17 protein-coding genes are annotated in these 15528 nt (G+C 58.8%); 13 read left to right on the top strand and 4 right to left on the bottom strand.

Translation table 11 applies throughout. The features are described 5' to 3' along the window. The first annotated feature begins 9 nt into the window (after positions 1–9). The 3 genes from ACR9Y2_RS29105 (at position 10) to ACR9Y2_RS29095 (ending at position 3528) form a co-directional block, all read left to right on the top strand. Positions 10–783, top strand: coding sequence for a hypothetical protein (locus tag ACR9Y2_RS29105; protein ID WP_435045384.1), 774 nt, complete (start codon positions 10–12; stop codon positions 781–783). 414 nt (positions 784–1197) lie between these two features. Next, positions 1198–2139, top strand: a complete 942-nt coding sequence (locus ACR9Y2_RS29100; RefSeq protein ID WP_435045383.1) for a pentapeptide repeat-containing protein — start codon at positions 1198–1200, stop codon at positions 2137–2139. 384 nt (positions 2140–2523) lie between these two features. After that, entirely contained in the window at positions 2524–3528 is a 1005-nt protein-coding gene (locus ACR9Y2_RS29095) for a pentapeptide repeat-containing protein (protein WP_435046342.1), read from the top strand. A gap of 421 nt (positions 3529–3949) precedes the next feature. On the opposite strand, the gene tnpC is transcribed toward ACR9Y2_RS29095, so the two are convergent. From tnpC to tnpA, 3 genes are read right to left on the bottom strand one after another with little or no spacing between them, the layout of a single operon-like run. Beyond that, positions 3950–5476, bottom strand: a complete 1527-nt coding sequence (tnpC, locus tag ACR9Y2_RS29090; RefSeq protein WP_435040429.1) for an IS66 family transposase — start codon at positions 5474–5476, stop codon at positions 3950–3952. A gap of 14 nt (positions 5477–5490) precedes the next feature. After that, a complete protein-coding gene (gene tnpB, locus ACR9Y2_RS29085; protein WP_435044829.1) occupies positions 5491–5919 on the bottom strand; it encodes an IS66 family insertion sequence element accessory protein TnpB in 429 nt (142 codons plus the stop codon). Positions 5920–5921: 2 nt separating this feature from the next. Continuing rightward, positions 5922–6281 (bottom strand): IS66 family insertion sequence element accessory protein TnpA, encoded by a 360-nt coding sequence (gene tnpA, locus ACR9Y2_RS29080; protein ID WP_435040430.1) that lies wholly within the window; start codon positions 6279–6281, stop codon positions 5922–5924. A 183-nt stretch (positions 6282–6464) separates the two neighbouring features. Here tnpA and ACR9Y2_RS29075 point away from each other — a divergent pair, with 183 nt between their 5' ends. From ACR9Y2_RS29075 to ACR9Y2_RS29055, 5 genes are all read left to right on the top strand, one after another. Further along, positions 6465–6629, top strand: a complete 165-nt coding sequence (locus ACR9Y2_RS29075; RefSeq protein WP_435045382.1) for a hypothetical protein — start codon at positions 6465–6467, stop codon at positions 6627–6629. A gap of 8 nt (positions 6630–6637) precedes the next feature. Further along, positions 6638–7450 (top strand): AbiJ-NTD4 domain-containing protein, encoded by an 813-nt coding sequence (locus ACR9Y2_RS29070; RefSeq protein ID WP_435045381.1) that lies wholly within the window; start codon positions 6638–6640, stop codon positions 7448–7450. Position 7451: 1 nt separating this feature from the next. Continuing rightward, the gene (locus tag ACR9Y2_RS29065; RefSeq protein WP_435045380.1) at positions 7452–8258 is read left to right on the top strand and encodes a hypothetical protein; all 807 of its coding nucleotides are present in this window, start codon (positions 7452–7454) and stop codon (positions 8256–8258) included. Positions 8259–8444: 186 nt separating this feature from the next. After that, complete coding sequence (locus ACR9Y2_RS29060; RefSeq protein ID WP_435045379.1) at positions 8445–9332, top strand: restriction endonuclease; 888 nt, start codon at positions 8445–8447, stop codon at positions 9330–9332. A gap of 6 nt (positions 9333–9338) precedes the next feature. Further along, positions 9339–10031 (top strand): endonuclease NucS domain-containing protein, encoded by a 693-nt coding sequence (locus tag ACR9Y2_RS29055; RefSeq protein ID WP_435045378.1) that lies wholly within the window; start codon positions 9339–9341, stop codon positions 10029–10031. Between the two features lie 564 nt (positions 10032–10595). Here ACR9Y2_RS29055 and ACR9Y2_RS29050 read toward each other — a convergent pair. Next, positions 10596–11480, bottom strand: coding sequence for an RluA family pseudouridine synthase (locus ACR9Y2_RS29050; RefSeq protein WP_435045377.1), 885 nt, complete (start codon positions 11478–11480; stop codon positions 10596–10598). Between the two features lie 64 nt (positions 11481–11544). Between ACR9Y2_RS29050 and ACR9Y2_RS29045 the strand changes: the two genes are divergently transcribed. The 5 genes from ACR9Y2_RS29045 (at position 11545) to ACR9Y2_RS29025 (ending at position 15524) form a co-directional block, all read left to right on the top strand. Next, positions 11545–12165, top strand: coding sequence for a TetR family transcriptional regulator (locus tag ACR9Y2_RS29045; RefSeq protein ID WP_435045376.1), 621 nt, complete (start codon positions 11545–11547; stop codon positions 12163–12165). A 161-nt stretch (positions 12166–12326) separates the two neighbouring features. Beyond that, positions 12327–13667, top strand: a complete 1341-nt coding sequence (locus ACR9Y2_RS29040) for a sugar porter family MFS transporter (protein ID WP_435045375.1) — start codon at positions 12327–12329, stop codon at positions 13665–13667. A gap of 36 nt (positions 13668–13703) precedes the next feature. Continuing rightward, entirely contained in the window at positions 13704–14492 is a 789-nt protein-coding gene (locus ACR9Y2_RS29035) for a carbon-nitrogen hydrolase family protein (RefSeq protein ID WP_435045374.1), read from the top strand. Positions 14493–14601: 109 nt separating this feature from the next. Beyond that, positions 14602–15009 (top strand): ArsR/SmtB family transcription factor, encoded by a 408-nt coding sequence (locus ACR9Y2_RS29030; RefSeq protein WP_435045373.1) that lies wholly within the window; start codon positions 14602–14604, stop codon positions 15007–15009. Further along, complete coding sequence (locus ACR9Y2_RS29025) at positions 15000–15524, top strand: arsenate reductase ArsC (RefSeq protein ID WP_435045372.1); 525 nt, start codon at positions 15000–15002, stop codon at positions 15522–15524. Before ACR9Y2_RS29030 ends, ACR9Y2_RS29025 begins: the two co-directional genes overlap by 10 nt. Positions 15525–15528: the final 4 nt, after the last annotated feature.

Here is a 15528-nt window from a genome sequence, read left to right as displayed (position 1 = left end):
ATGGGCATCATGTCTCTGTGGAATGACATCAAAGGTAATGCAACTTGGGACTTTATAAAGGCTGCGGCGAGTGCTCTCGGCATCGCAGCGGTGCCAGTTTCGGTACTGGCTCTCATTCGGGCGTGGCTACTACAGCCACTCACTGTTGGCAACGCTGTCGCCTTTTGGGGGCTATTCGCCATTGCATTCATCTCGATCTGGATCAGGATGCGACGATTAACGCCACTGGACCCCCGGCTTGAGGGTGCGTCTCAACGGGCGGATGGGATTGGGTATAAAAAACCGGGGCACGATATCGCCATCGTCATTCCATTCTTGAACCGGAGTAGGTGGTGGCACGCAGCGTTACCAGAGTCCGCACCTGTGGCCGCACACGTTCACTTCTTCACTGATGACGGGAGTCTGATCGAGGCGACCTACCCTGCAATGTGGCTACAAGAAACCCGTTCCCACGTCTCGTTCCGCATCGGAGAGGTCAAGGAATTGATCCTCGCCCTCACCGAGGGACCAATACGGGGTTCCAGTAATTGGCGGGTGCCGGAATGCCACGCAAGATCAGGAGAGGTTCAGGATTTGGTTCAGGCTCACCAGGGCGGTGAAATGCTGTCCCTGAAGTTCTTGGCCGACAGACCGACAGTCCTGACGGCGAAGGTTCAGATTATTGGGGACGGATTCACATTTGAAGGAACGTACACGCTCTATCTCGAGGAAATGGAACCTGGGGCCGAACAGAAGGTCCAAACTCGCTGGAAGCCATTTGTTGGACAGCCGACCAAGGTTTAGAATCTTCATCCGCCCGTTGCTATCGGAGAGCGCTGGACCGGGACGGAGTCTCATTCAGCCGGCGTCGGAGCGACCGATGCCAACGTGACATTCCAAGGCAGCAGTTCGCTTCTTGGTCGGTCCTGGATCAACAGCTCGTCAACAGCTCGTCACGAGAATACCTTCTCGTGGCATGGCGACGTAGAGAGCAACAAGTTCGGAGCGCCCGAAAGTCCCGCCGAAGCCAACCGAGAGCAACGCCCGGTCACGAGTGCCAAAGCGGTTGCTCGGTTGCCGTGAAATCATCCGCAACAGGTCATCAACCAGCACAGGTGTCTTCGTCACTTGTGCCGTTCCCGTAATGCGGCGAATCCCCCCACCGTGGCTCTGCGAACCCCTTGGTCTGGCGAGTGTATTTGTCTTACAGTTGTTGCGATGGCGAAACAAAGGTCGAATCCAGAACATCTGAGAATCCTCGCTTCAGGGGTTAGGGAATGGAACGCCTGGAGAAGCGCAAATCCAAACGAGAAGCCCGACCTCCGTGGCGAGAACTTCATTAAGCGTGACCTCTGTGGTATCGACCTCCACGACGCTGACCTCTACCGAGCTACTTTCTGGAAAGCCACTCTTGACGGAGCCGACCTTCGGAATGCCGATCTCAGCAGCACGAACATGAACGGGGCCAGCCTTGTGAACGCAGACCTCCGAGCGGCGAATCTGCGGTTCGGCCGGCTCGTTGCCGTGGACCTGACCGGAGCACGTTTATCAGAATGCTACGTGTACGGTTGTTCCGTGTGGAATCTCCGGGGTCATCCAAACGAGCAGCGGAACATTGTGATAACGCCGAAGTCTAAGCCCGAGATCACGGTCGACCAAGTCGAGGTTGCTCAGTTCATCTATCTCTTGCTCAACAACGAATCAGTTCGCCACGTCATCGACACGATCACATCGAAGGTCGTCCTCATCCTTGGCCGATTCACCCCGGAGCGCAAAGTCGTCCTCGACGCAATCCGTGACGAACTTCGCAACCGAGACTACCTGCCCGTCTTATTCGACTTCGAGAAACCTACCAACCGAGACATCACCGAGACCGTCTCGACACTGGCGCACATGGCCCGGTTCATCATTGCAGACATCACCGACGCCAAGAGCATCCCGCAGGAGTTGATGAAGGTCGTTCCTTCCCTTCCCTCGGTTCCTGTGCGTCCGATCTTGTTGGCATCCGAGCATGAGTGGGGCATGTTTCGGGACTTGGTGCGTTATCCGTGGGTCTTGGAACCATTCTTGTATACAGACCAGGACCACCTTCTCGGATCGTTGTCGAGCCTTGTGATCTGTCCTGCTGAGGAGAAGGCGAAGGAGCAGATCGGGCGCTGACGTTTTCAACAAGCCATCCGCACCAACCGTACAAAAGCGTGTAGGCACTTTCGTGGGTACAAACGGAAGTGACGACCTGCGTATGCACAAACGCACTTGGAGTGCTATTCTCGACCCTGATGGCGACGAGGAAAGCCAAGAAAACGGCCCCGACACCCAAGGCGTCCAAGAGTGGGTCGGCACCTGAGCCGCCAAGAAGAATCGGACGGTCCCGAGCGAAGCACAGCGGCCCAAACTACGTGCAGATGTCGGTTTATATCCACAGAGATGTGCGGAGTAAGGTCAAGATACGACTCCTCGAGTTGGGCGGCGAGTTCAGCGGGTTGATAGAATCACTGCTTCGTGATTGGCCACAACATCAATGGGAAAGTCGAGAGTGAACGGATGCCCAATCCCATTGACCTTCAGCGTCTTAGTAGCCCGGCTGAATGGCGCACGAGGAGGTCAACAGCGCCGGACCTTGCGGATGCCGACCTGTCAGGCCGTGTCTTGTGTGGTTACAGCTTCGACAACACCGATCTCAGAAGAGCTAATCTCCGAGACACTCTACTGACAGGCTGTAGCTTTGCCGGGGCGGATTTAAGAGGGGCGAATCTCTCCCATGCGGACGGGTGCAGAAGCTACTTCTTGAAAACCCGCTTGAGTCAGGCTGACATGACCGACGCCAGCTTCTCAGGTGCGTGCTTTCTTGAGACCGATCTTCGTGATGTTGATTTCCGTCGCTCCAAACTGCGGATGGCTCAGATAGTGGGTTGTGACCTTCGAGGCGCTTTGCTGGACGGTAGCAGTGTATTCGGAGTAGCAATGTGGGATTCAGATTTGTCGGGAGCATCACAGCGCAATCTCATCATTACCCACGATGACGAGCAGATTGTCACTACCGATAGCATCGAGGTCGCTCAATTCCTGTACCTCCTTCTGAACAATCAGAAGATTCGCCAAGTCCTCGACTCCATCACAAGCAAGGCGGTCCTGATTCTTGGTCGCTTCACACCCGAGCGCAAAGTCGTCCTCGACGCAATCCGTGACGAACTTCGCAACCGAGACTACCTGCCCGTCCTGTTCGATTTCGAGAAGCCATCGAGCCGGGATATCACCGAGACCGTCTCGACACTGGCGCACATGGCCCGGTTCGTGATCGCTGACATCACAGACGCCAAGAGCATCCCGCAAGAATTGATGGCATTCGTCCCAACGTTGCCGTCCGTACCCGTCCAGCCGCTTCTGCTGGTGTCACAGCGGGAGTACGGCATGTTCGAGCACTTCAAGCGATATCCATGGGTGCTGGAGCCGTTCGTGTACGAAGATCAGGATCGGTTGCTGGCCGTGCTGAATGAAAGAGTGATTCAGCCAGCGGAGGCGAAGGCGATAGAGCAGACAGGCCGATAACCATTTCCGTGAACCATCCTCGCCCATACGATGCATTCACGACAGCGGCCCGGACCTGAGACCCGCCTTAAAGAGGAATGACGAGCACGCTGAAGTGTGGCCAGACGTGAGTATTGACGTCGGCGCAGGAACGACCCGGCGAACTTCGCAGACCGGTTGCGGTCGCTTCCACAGTGATTTTGAGAATGGAGTCCTCCCCGGCCAAGGTTATACTAACCGGGCGATGCCATCGCTCAGGAGGTACTACGATTCTCCTGGAGCGAACTCCGAAACGGGTCCCTCGGCTCGGAATCCCGGTTTGCCTCCTTCCAGCCCTCAGACCAGCAATTCACAATTGCCAACATTTCGATAGACTGTTGTTTTATGGCGAAACAACGTAAGCGTCTCACCACCCCACCTTGACAAGCCCGCGGACGCGGGCCTATCTCCGCTTGGCAGCCCAAGCAATCGGTGTCAGTTCCGGCATCTTCTGGATGCTTACGTCGTTCAAGCCCGGTAGTACGGCAGCGAGGTATTCTCGGATCGGCACGCCCAGCCGCCTGCAGGTTTCTACCACCGACAGAATCGCCGCCACCTTCGGCCCCGCCTTTGCGCTTCCCAGGTGGATCCAGTTCTTCCGGCCAAGGGCGATCGGCCGCATCGAATTCTCCGCCAGATTGGTGCTCAATTCCACAACCGGATGCTCCAGGAAACACACCAGTTTCGGCCACAGCCCCAGCGTGTACTTCGCCGCCTGGCCCAACTTGCTGGACGGCAATGCTGCTCCCATCGCCGACTCGACCGCCCCCTTGATCTTGTCCACCTGCGGACGCGCACGCCTCTGCCGCAACTCATTCCGCGCGGCCACGTCCAGGCCCTCGGCCCGCGCTTTCGCGTCAATCCCAAACAGTTCATCCATCAGCCGCACGATGCCCTCGGCGATGTGTTCGTCCGGGCTCAATTTGTGCGCTTCGTAGAATCCACGCCTCGAATGAGCCCAGCAACAGGCATGCACCATTTTCGGCCCGCCCACTTTTTCATAGGCAATGTAGCCGTCGGTTTGCAGAATACCTTCGTATTGCCCAAGGAATTGCTTCGGCCCTTCGCGCCCTCGCCCTAAACGGAAATCGAAGATGACTCCACCGCCCGGTTGACCGTACTGCCAAAGGTAGGCCTGATGGTTGTGCCCCCGGCCATCGTGCATCTGCACACCCACTGTCGTTTCGTCCGCTTGGATATAGCCGCCGGAAAGCACTTCCCGGCCCATTGCACCGACGATGGGAATCAGGGATTCACCGACTCTCATCACCCATCCGTCGAGTGTTGCCCGTGTGAGATCCAGCCCTGTCTCGCGCTCCAGAATCACGCTCTGCCGGTACAAAGGAAGGTGATCACAATATTTTCCGACCACTGTGTCGATCACCACCCGGTCGCTAACCAACCCTTTGTCGATGATCCGCTCCGCCACCGGAGCCATGGCCACTCCGCCCTGTGGGCAGTGGCGGCAGGCGCGCTTTTCGCGCTTCGTCACCGCCACGAAATACTTGGCCGGCTCCACGTCGAGCTGCTCGCTTGCGTCGTATCCGATTACGTCCATCACCTGCCCACAGTGGCCGCAATGACACCGCTCAGGAGCGCACGGAATAACCGTTTCCACTCGTGGCAGGTGGGCGGGCAACTCCTGCCGTCCTGGATGCTTCTTCTGGTAGCGTGGCCTTGCCGGCGCTTGCGGCGGCTGGCGCTGGCTCTCGGCCTGCACCTCCTCGCGGCTGACGCCCGGCTCCAGTTCCAATAGCTTCAACTGCGCATCGCTCAGCTTCTCGCTGGCCGGTCCATATTTCTTCAACCGCTCCAGCCGCAACTGTTCCTCGAGCGACTGAATCCGCAGATTGGCCCACTGCAGCTTGCGCTTCAATTCGGCGACTTCGGGAGAGTCGGGAGCAGTGGGTGGGATGAATTCAATGCTCACGGGGAATAAACCAATTATACCTGCTTATGGTTGATTGTGTCGTAATTGCTGTCAATATTGCGTGGGTTCTGCCGCTCAACGCCGTCATCCGGGACCATCTTTCGGAACCAGGCGCGGCGGCGGCTGCCGGCCAGGTCGATCCCACCCAGCAAGAGGGCCAGTTCCTCGGAGCTCAACACCACCTTGACCTCATTGCCATCGGCGGCGGGCCACCAAAACCGACCTTTCTCCAGGCGTTTCGTGCAAACCCAAAGCCCGCTGCCGTCCCAGATGAGAAGCTTCAGGCGGTTCCGTTGCGCATTCGAGAACAGGAAGACGTGGCCGCTCAAGGGCTCCAACTGGAGCCGGTCGCGCACGAGTCCGAAGAGTCCTTCGAAGCCCTTGCGCATATCGGTCGCGCCGGCGGCAAGATAGATGCGGGTGGCCGGACCCCAGGAAAACATGCTCAATTGAGCTCCAGTGCCTGCAGTAATTGGCGCAGGGTCTGAGCATCGAAGCCGATGCCAATCTCGATGCGCCGGCCCGCGGCCAGGGCGATCGCCAGGCCGCTGCCGTTGCGCTGGCAGCGAGACTGGCTAGGCTCGGCGACTTCCACAGCGACCAAGCGGCAGTTGGGTGCCGATGAGGAACGAGGATCATTGCGTTGCCGCTCGCGATACCGGCCGAACGTCGACAGACTCATGTGATGGAGTTGGCAGAACTCCCGTTGAGTAAGCCCACTGGATTCAAACTCGGCCAGTAACTGATCCGCCTCCGCCCGCGTCCGGCGACGCCGCAACTTTCCATTCCATCGCTGTTCATGCATGAGCCCACTGAATCATGCTCAGCAACTTGGGGATAGATGGGATGCTGAGACGCTTACGAAACAACAAACACGGCAGGCCACGCCGAAGGCGCAGCAACGCAGGAAACGTGGCTTCTGCTTCGTCAGGTGGCGCTTGCTCGAAGCGTCCGATCCGGCAAGGGAAGCTCTGTCTCGGCGCTGCTTGTGGGCCTCGTTGATCGCCACCGCAAGGAACTCGAAAAGGACATCCTCGATCAGCTTCCGAGGGCGTACACGAAGGAACTCTACGAAGCCAAGTGCGATGTCGTGTACCAGCACTTCTATGAGTCGTACATGGGGCAGGGGCAGAGCGTTTATGCGGTGAATTGAGTGATCGCATGGAAAAACCAACCTTTTCAAAACGGCTCGGGTACACCGGATCAGAAGCGGCAATCACGATCAGAGAGGATGCCCCGGAGTTCTTGCGCTACTGGATCAGCGGATGGGCAAGAAAAGCAGGATTGTCCGCTCAGACGATGCGATCACTGACATGCGAACTACTGCGGGTCGTCCCGGACTCGAACAACTGGTCGGATGGCAATGTTGCGATGGAAGTCGATTCCCTTCTTGCCAAGTGTCCGTGGTATCGAGTCTACGACATCATCGAAGCCTTCTCCGACTGCATAACCCGAAACTGCGGCCGCAAGCCATCTGCCGAGTTCATGGAATCGGTGAACGGGTATTTCAGGGAAGAGGGAATCGGCTGGAAGTTGGAGAACGGAGCAGTGGTTAGCCGGGGTGATGAGGAATTTGAGAGCCAAACGGCAAACGCCGCCGAAGTTTTGAGCGGTGCCGGATACAGCACAGCAACAGAGGAACTTCATCAAGCCAGAGCGGACCTTTCTCGACGCCCCACTCCTGACCTAACCGGGGCCATCCAACATGCGATGGCGGCGATGGAGTGTGTTGCCAGAGAGTTCTGTGAAGAGCCACAGCCGACCTTTGGCAAGCTAATCCAGCGTCACCCGTATATGCTACCGCCCCCGCTGAATCAGGGCGTCGAGAAAGCGTGGGGCTACGCTTCGGAGATGGGACGGCATGTTCGTGAAGGAAGGATGCCTGATCGAGAGGAAGCGGAATTGGTCGTTGGGATTGCTGCCACAGTTGCGACGTACCTGACCAAGAAGAAGGCACGCCAACAGGGGAGTTGAAATGAACGGAAAATGTTGTGTATTTCAGCCCTTTGACAAGGGACCATTCGACAAGCGGTACGAGGATACGCTTGCCCCGGCGATCAAAGCTGCGGGGTTGGAGCCATATCGGGTGGATAGAGATGACGGAGCCGTGATCCCAATAGAGACCCTTCACGAAGAGATCAGATCGGCAACGCTCTGCCTTGCGGACATCGGCACACGCAATCCAAATGTAATGTACGAGCTTGGCTATGCGGTCGCAAGCGGCAAGGATGTCGTCATCATCTGCTCGAACCAGTTATCCGAGAAGTTTCCGTTTGACATCCAGCATCGAGGCATCATCCAATACGCATCTGACTCGGCAAGTGATTTCGACCGACTGAAAGCCGATATTGCGAACAAGATCAAGGCGCTGCTGAAGAAGCAAGCAACCACTCAATCCATCGCTGCGGCTTCGCCTGTCAGGACAACCGAAGGGCTGCGACCGCACGAAGTCGCAAGCCTCGCATTCGTGATGGTTAACGCAGATGTTGGCGGTTCCGGGGCTTCAAGCTATTCGATCAAGAGCGATATGGAGAAGGCCGGGTACACGATGGCTGCGGCCCAACTCGGCCTGATTCGTCTGACCCGGCTCGGTTTCATCGAAGCGTTTGAGGATAGCGACTACAACGGCAATTCATTCACGGCGTATCGCATAACAAAAACGGGTGAGGATTGGCTGCTCGACAACCAAGACAAGTTGGAGATCAAGGTTTCTGACGAACCGCCAAGACAGCGTGAAATGAAGTTCAATGGGGGCATTACGGATGATGATGTGCCATTTTGACCGTGCGGGGAAGTCGAAAACTCTCTGTCGCAACCACGCCAAGCTCCCAATCAAGCCGCTCCCACACCATGCAGAACTACCCGTCAACAAGGCCCGGAGCATGGCGTCGTTTCTGGTGGCGACGTTCGAGGCAAAGAAATGAACTCGGAGAGAGCGTAGATGCCAATCCCCGATTACCAATCCCTGATGCTCCCGGTTCTGCGGCTCGTTGAAGACCGCAAGGAACACACTGTCTCGGAGATGCGCCAGCGAATTGCGGATCAACTCGGACTGACTGAAGACGAGTTGGCCGAACGACTCGCCAGCGACTCGCAGACCGTCTTTGCGAATCGGATTGCATGGGCCGTGCAGTATTTGAAATCGGCTGGAGCTATCCGGGCCGTGCGCCGGGGCGTGTACGAGATCACCGACCGGGGCCTTTCACTGCTGAGGACGAAACCGTCCGAGATCACGGTGAAGATGCTGCGGCAGTTCCCCGAGTTCATAGAGTTCGAGGGTAAGGGTTCGGAGACGGCGCAGGCGACGACCACGGTGACGCCGCAGAGCGAGACCACGGCTACGCCTGAAGAATCGCTGGAGAGCAGCTTCCAATTGCTTCGGGACGCTCTCACACACGACTTGCTGGAGACGATCAAGAACGGAAGGCCAGCAGCATTCGAGCGGATCGTAGTGGATCTGCTCGTTGCGATGGGTTACGGCGGCTCCGTGGAAGATGCAGGGAGAGTCGTCGGCAAGTCCGGTGACGGCGGCATCGACGGGATCATCAAGCAAGACAAGCTCGGCCTGGACGCCATCTACGTTCAAGCGAAACGCTGGAAGGACGTTGTGGGAAGCCCAGAGATCATGAAGTTCTCGGGAAGCCTGACGAGGCGGCACGCCAGCCGAGGCGTGTTCATCACGACATCGACGTTCACGAAGGATGCGCTGGAGTTCGTTGAAGCGATACCACAGAAAATTGTCTTGATTGACGGGAAACTGCTTGCGTCCCTGATGATCGAGCACGACGTTGGCGTCTCATCCACGAAAGCATACACGCTGAAGCGGCTGGATCAGGATTACTTTGAGAACTTGTGAGGCCGAGTGGCTACCCAGAACAAAATCAAACGCACGAATGCTACGTGGAGAGACAAGTATGAAAAGCTCTATCAGCACTATCGCCGATCCATCATTACGTTCAAGGAGCTGAAGGAGTTTGGACTCATAACGTATGGCACGACAATGGCTGTCACGAGAGTGCGGAGAATCCCGGAGTGCCGCACCAGTAAGAAAGGCGTGTACCGACTGGACTACCTTCTCGATGTTCATGGAATTCCTCGAGTAGCGGATTACGACCTCAAGACGAGTGAATTCATTCATGGGCAGGAAGTCAGGGCATCGCAAGAGTACGAGACCATCCCAGAATCACAATTGGACTGGATTCTGGCGCAGGACCCAACTCGAATCGAAGGCGGATTGACTCCCATGCCTGAGAACTTGAAACGAATTCCAGGAGTGGGCGAAATGGATCACTTCTTTCGAGATGCAAATAACGGGTACGTCGTTGTTGAAGTGAAGCGAGTCAGACGATACAAGAACAACCGTGAAGCTGTGGGGCAGACCGTCTTGTACATGGGCTGGCTCAGGCAGCACATGGCGAAGCATGGAGAAAGTGTTCGTGGCATTCTGATTGTCGGAATGAAGATTGGACTCTCTGATCCGGTCTTAGACTATGCGCCTGAAGTCATCCCCGGCTTTGAAGTGCGGTATTGGGACAAGATTCTTGTGCCGAGTTAAAAGCCGCTGTCGCCGGGGATGTCCCAGGTCCATTGGGCTATGCTGATCCAACTGGGCGGCGCTTTGCGTGGCGGGAGAAGGGGCCCCGGGGGCAGAGCGTGCATGCGGTAGATTGAGGAAGGGCATGGAGAAAGTGGGGCCAATGCTGACTCGGTTGAGCAGCATCATGCCGAGACCCGCTGAAATGGTCGCCAGCAGCATCGACGCAGCGGGGGATGCCTTTGCTCCACCGGGCGGGTGCGGATGCGTCCTGGACAATCTCGTGAGTGCTGGCTGGACATCCGACGCATCGGGAGGGAGGACGGGCACTATCGAATTGCAGGAAGCGTGAACCTGTTGCATGAAACAGTTCTGCTGGAAAGACTGGACAAATTGTCCAAAGCTGCTGGAGACGTTGCAGTAGAATCAATAAGTTCCAATCCTGTCAAGACCCTGCTCTAATCCGAGTCCTACCTGAGGAGCCAAATTTTCGTTAGCCCGCCGCTTCCTTCCTTCCACCCCGCACAACCCCCACTTCCCTGGTTCGCTGCCGCTGCTAACGGCCACCCACACTCACCAATCCAATCAAAGCCCGAGCGGCACAACTGCCTCTAGATCGACCTGTTCTCCGGTAACGGGGTGCTCGAATCTCAGATACTGGGCATGCAGGAAATACCCTCCATCGCCGGGGAGGCCGGGAAGGTTTTCCAGCGGCTGTCCGGTTACTCCATAGAGAGGATCGCCTACCAGCGGGTGGCCGATCGAGGCCAGATGGATTCTGATTTGGTGGGGACGGCCCGAATTCAGGCTGACTTCAAAGATCGTGGTGCTGTCGGTGCGGGCAATCACCTTGGCCAGTGACTTTGACGGTTTGCCGCTTGGGTGGGCGGCCCACACCGAACCGAGGCGCGGATGCGGGACCAGCCCGATCGGCGTCACGATTTCATAGGCGTCCTCCTGCGCAACGTTTTGAGCCAGCGCCCGGTAGATCTTTTGAATTTTGGGTGTGTTCCAGGCTGCGGATAGAGCGGAAGCCGCCTGCTGTGTTTTGGCGAAGAGGACAATCCCGCTGGTACCTCGGCCCAACCGGTGGACAGGGTTTGCGTGGGCCGTTCGCGCTTGCACCAGGCGCAGCAGGGTGTTCTCCAGGAAGCCGCCGCCCGGCAGCGTGGGCAGCCCGCTCGGTTTGTTGACGGCCAGCAGATGCGAGTCTTCAAACAGGACCTCGAAGTGCCGAGGAGCGTCCGGCTCGATCCACGGCGGACGGTTCCAGACAAGAGTTTGGCCTGCAGCGATCGATTCGCTGCCCGAGGCGATGACGCCACCCAGGGTGACTTCGCCGTTGTCGAGATTCAGCTGCCAGGCTTGTGGAGTCGAGTGGGGGTAAAGGCTTGCCAAGTGGGCATGCAGGGTTTGTCCATGCTGTTTGCTGGTGATGATGGTCGTGTACGCATACCCCCGGTTGAGCATCTAGTTTCAATGTAAGCTATGGCCTCTGCGGCGAGGCGGGCCGAGGGGTTGATATCGTGGGCACATGCCGTCGACTACCGGCCTGGATGAATCTGCGAAGACCGGAGCCGCAAAGACGAGCCTCCAGGCCCGCAAACTCGAGTTCGTCCGTGACGCCATCTGGGGTGTCGCCATCGATCTGTTCGCGGAAAAGGGCTTCGAGGAGACGACCATCGAGGATATTGTCGCGGCGGCCGGAACCTCGCGACGCACCTTCTTCCGCCACTTTGAGTCGAAGCGAGACCTGGTGGCCCAGCCCGTCGCGAGCTATGTCGACTCGCTGAGGAACGCCATCGCGGCCGCTCCGCAGCAGTGCTCACCGGCTGAGCTCTTCCGTCACATTGTCACGCAGGTCGCCCCGCTGACCGTCTCCGAAACGCGCATGCGCAAGGTCATGGAGATTTCGGCCAAATACCCCGCCGCCCGCGAAGCACAACTCTCGCGCGTTGCGGAGTTGCAGGATCACCTGGCGGAAGCGTTCGCCCAGCGCTACCCGGAAGGGATCACCGCGCACATACTGGCGGCCCTCACCCTTTCCACGCTCAGCCTCGTCTATCGCGTTTGGTTCGCCCAGGGCCGCCAGGACATCCACTCCGCGGTCCGGCAGGTGCTGGCGGAGCTTTCCAAAACAGCATGCGTCCCATAAGGAACCTGCAATGGCCGGCCATCTGACTGTGGCCCGGATGGATGTTCAGGGTTGAGATAAGATCGGTGGGTCTCGCAGAGATGCTGAAGGGGCGGGCTGCCGCATGCCGGGCGTTCTCCTCTCGAACATTCTGACGGCCGCGCGCAAGGTTACCGCTCCAAATGAACACCCGTATCTTTTTCTGGGCCATTACATCGGCGCTGGCCGGTTTTCTCTTCGGCTTCGATACCATCGTCATCTCCGGAGCGGAGCAGACCATTCAGCGGCTGTGGGGCTTGAGCCCGGGCCAGCATGGCCTGGTGCTGGGGTCCGCCCTCTATGGAACGGTGCTGGGCTCGCTGTTCGGCGGCTGGCCCACTGACCACTTCGGCCGCAAAAAGACGCTCCTCTTCATTGGACTTCTCTACGTACTGTCAGCCGTGGGCTGCGGCTTCGCCACCGGACCGGTGATGTTCGTCGCGGCCCGCCTCCTGGGCGGCATCGGGATCGGAGTTTCGACCGTCGCCGCTCCGCTCTATATCTCGGAAATCTCTCCGCCCGCCTACCGCGGCCGCCTGTCGGGTATGTTCCAGTTCAACATCGTCTTTGGCGTCCTCGTCGCTTTCGTCTCGAACGCGCTGATCGCCCAGGCCGGAGGCGTCAACGCCTGGCGCTGGATGCTCGGTATCGCCGCGTTCCCGTCCATCGTTTATGCCGTAATGTGTCTCGGCTTACCCGAGAGCCCCCGCTGGCTGCTCAGCCGCAAACACGACCGGGCCGCCGGCCTCAAGGTGTTGCGCCTCATCGAACCGGAACTCTCCGAAGCACAACTGGCAGCTCATGCGGACGAGATGGCGGCGGCAGCCCAGACGGAGCAGACCGTGGCCTCAGCCTTCTGGACCCCGCGCCTGCGCATTCCCATCCTCCTGGCGATCCTCGTTGCTTTCTTCAACCAGCTCTCCGGCATCAATGCCGTGAACTACTTTGCCCCGCGCATCTTCGAGATGGCGGGACTCACCGAGAAAGCAGCGCTGCTGCAATCCGTCGGCATTGGAATCGTCAACATCATCTTCACCATCCTGGGCCTCTCCCTCATCGACAAGGTTGGCCGTCGTACACTGCTCTACATCGGCTCGTTCGGCTATATCCTGTCCCTGGGCCTGACCTCCTGGGCGTTCCAGACGCAGCACTATTCCATTGTCCCGGCCTGCATCTTCTTCTTCATCGCCGCACACGCGATGGGCCAGGGCACCGTCATCTGGGTACTCCTCTCCGAGATCTTCCCCACCCGGCACCGGGCTGCGGGGCAGGCTCTGGGGAGCTTCACGCATTGGCTGTTCGCAGCCCTCTTGACCACCTTCTTCCCCATCATGGTCTCGGCCTTCGCGCCGGCCCAGGTCTTCCTCTTCTTCTGCAGCATGATGGTGCTCCAGCTCATCTGGGTGAAGGTCATGGTGCCCGAAACGAAGGGCGTATCCTTGGAAGCAATGCAAAAGGCGCTGGGCGTGGATGCGGACGCCTGACGGACCGCCCCCACGCGCTATCCTGAAGTTCTTCCCGTGACCACTTTCCGCATCGCCCTGGCCCAACTGCCCTACCCGGCCACGCCCGCCACGTCTATCGACGACGCCTGCCGCGACATCGCACAGGCCGCCGAAGACGGCGCCGGATTGGTCTGCTTCCCCGAATGCTACCTCCCCGGCTACCGCGGCCTCGGGCACAATCCGCCCCCCTCTGATCCGGCTTTCCTCACCGCGGCCTGGGCCCGGGTCGCCGCCGCAGCCGCCTCATCGCGCATCGCCGTCATCCTGGGGACGGAACGATTCCAGGACGGCGCACTGCTCGCCACGGCCCTGGTCATCCAGCCCGATGGCACCCAGGACGGCTTTCAGGACAAGGTCCAGCTCGACCCCTCTGAGGACGACACCTACACACCGGGCCACGGCCGCCGGGTCTTCCAGGTCGGCCCCCTCACCTTCGGAATCGCCATCTGCCACGAGGGCTGGCGCTACCCGGAAACCGTGCGCTTCGCCATCCGTGCCGGCGCTCACATCGTCTTCCATCCCCATCTGCACGAAGCCGAGCCCGGAAGCTTCGTGCCCAGTTCCTTCGCCGACCCGCGCAACACGTTTCACGAAAAGGCGCTGCTCTGCAGGGCGGCCGAAAACACCTGCTATGTCGCCAGCGTGAACTACGCCAGCCCCGGAGCCCCCACCACCTCGGCCGTCGTCAACCCCGACGGCACGCTGCTCTGTCATCACCCCTACGCAAAAGCCGGTCTCCTGCTGGCCGACCTCGACCTGACGCAAGCCACTGGCCTGCTCGCCGCCCGCTACCGGCCCGTCTAATCCTTCCAGCAGCACAGGTTCGAATCGCGCGCACTCTGGAATCCATCGCCTCTTGACTCCCCATTCATTTCAGCTATAGTTGAAATACTGAAACACCTGGGAAGGGTACTTGCCTCGCACCACTGACGCCATAGACTTCGTTAAGTTCGCTGATATCCTGGCCGCACTGGGGACCGAACCGCGCCTCCGCATCATTTACCACTTGCTGCGGGCCCATCCTGACGGCATGGTCGCCGGTGAGATTCAGAACGAACTCGGCATGCAGCCTTCCGCCGTCTCGCACCACCTCGAAAAGCTGAAGCACGAAGACCTGGTGCACGTGCAACGGGAGGGCAATTTTCTGCGCTACACGGCCAATCCGGCCGTGCTCGAAGATCTCCTGTCGTTCCTCTTCTCCCAGTGCTGCGCCAAGACTCAGGTCGTTCCGGCCGAAACCCTGCTGAAGATCTGCCGCCCCCAGCCGGCTGCGGCAAATACACAAAAACACAAAAAGGAGACACCCTCACGATGCGAATGAACCTGCCACAGCTTGCAGCCCCCCTGGTCACCGCCCTGGCCCTTCTCCTCACCGCACCCCTCAGGGCGGAAGACACCAAGCCGGCGAAGACGCGAGTACTTGTCCTTTGTACCGGCAATTCCGCCCGCAGCCAGATGGCGGCCGGCTTCCTGAAGTCGTGGGATGCCCGGCTCGATGTCTACTCGGCCGGTACCAATCCCGCTCCGCGCATCAACCCGCTTGCCGTCGCTGCCATGAAGGAAGCGAATATCGACATCTCCAGCGGCTATCCGAAAGCCGTAGCGCAGTACGTTCCACAATCGTTCGACTACGTGATCACCGTCTGCGACGACGCGGACAAAAACTGCCCCAATTTCCAGGGCAAGGTAGGTAAGCGGGTTCACATTGGCTTCCCTGACCCGGCCAAGGCAACTGGCACTGACGAACAGAAAATGGCAGTGTTCCGCAAAGTCCGTGACGACATTCAGACGCGTCTCCGGACGTTCTACCAGCAGGAAATCCGGAAGAAACTGTAAGCCC

The organism is Paludibaculum fermentans (genome assembly GCF_051172195.1).
Taxonomy (GTDB): Bacteria; Acidobacteriota; Terriglobia; order Bryobacterales; family Bryobacteraceae; genus Paludibaculum; species Paludibaculum fermentans_A.
Note: the sequence above shows the minus strand (reverse complement) of the source record. Positions and strands in the feature narration are given on the sequence as shown.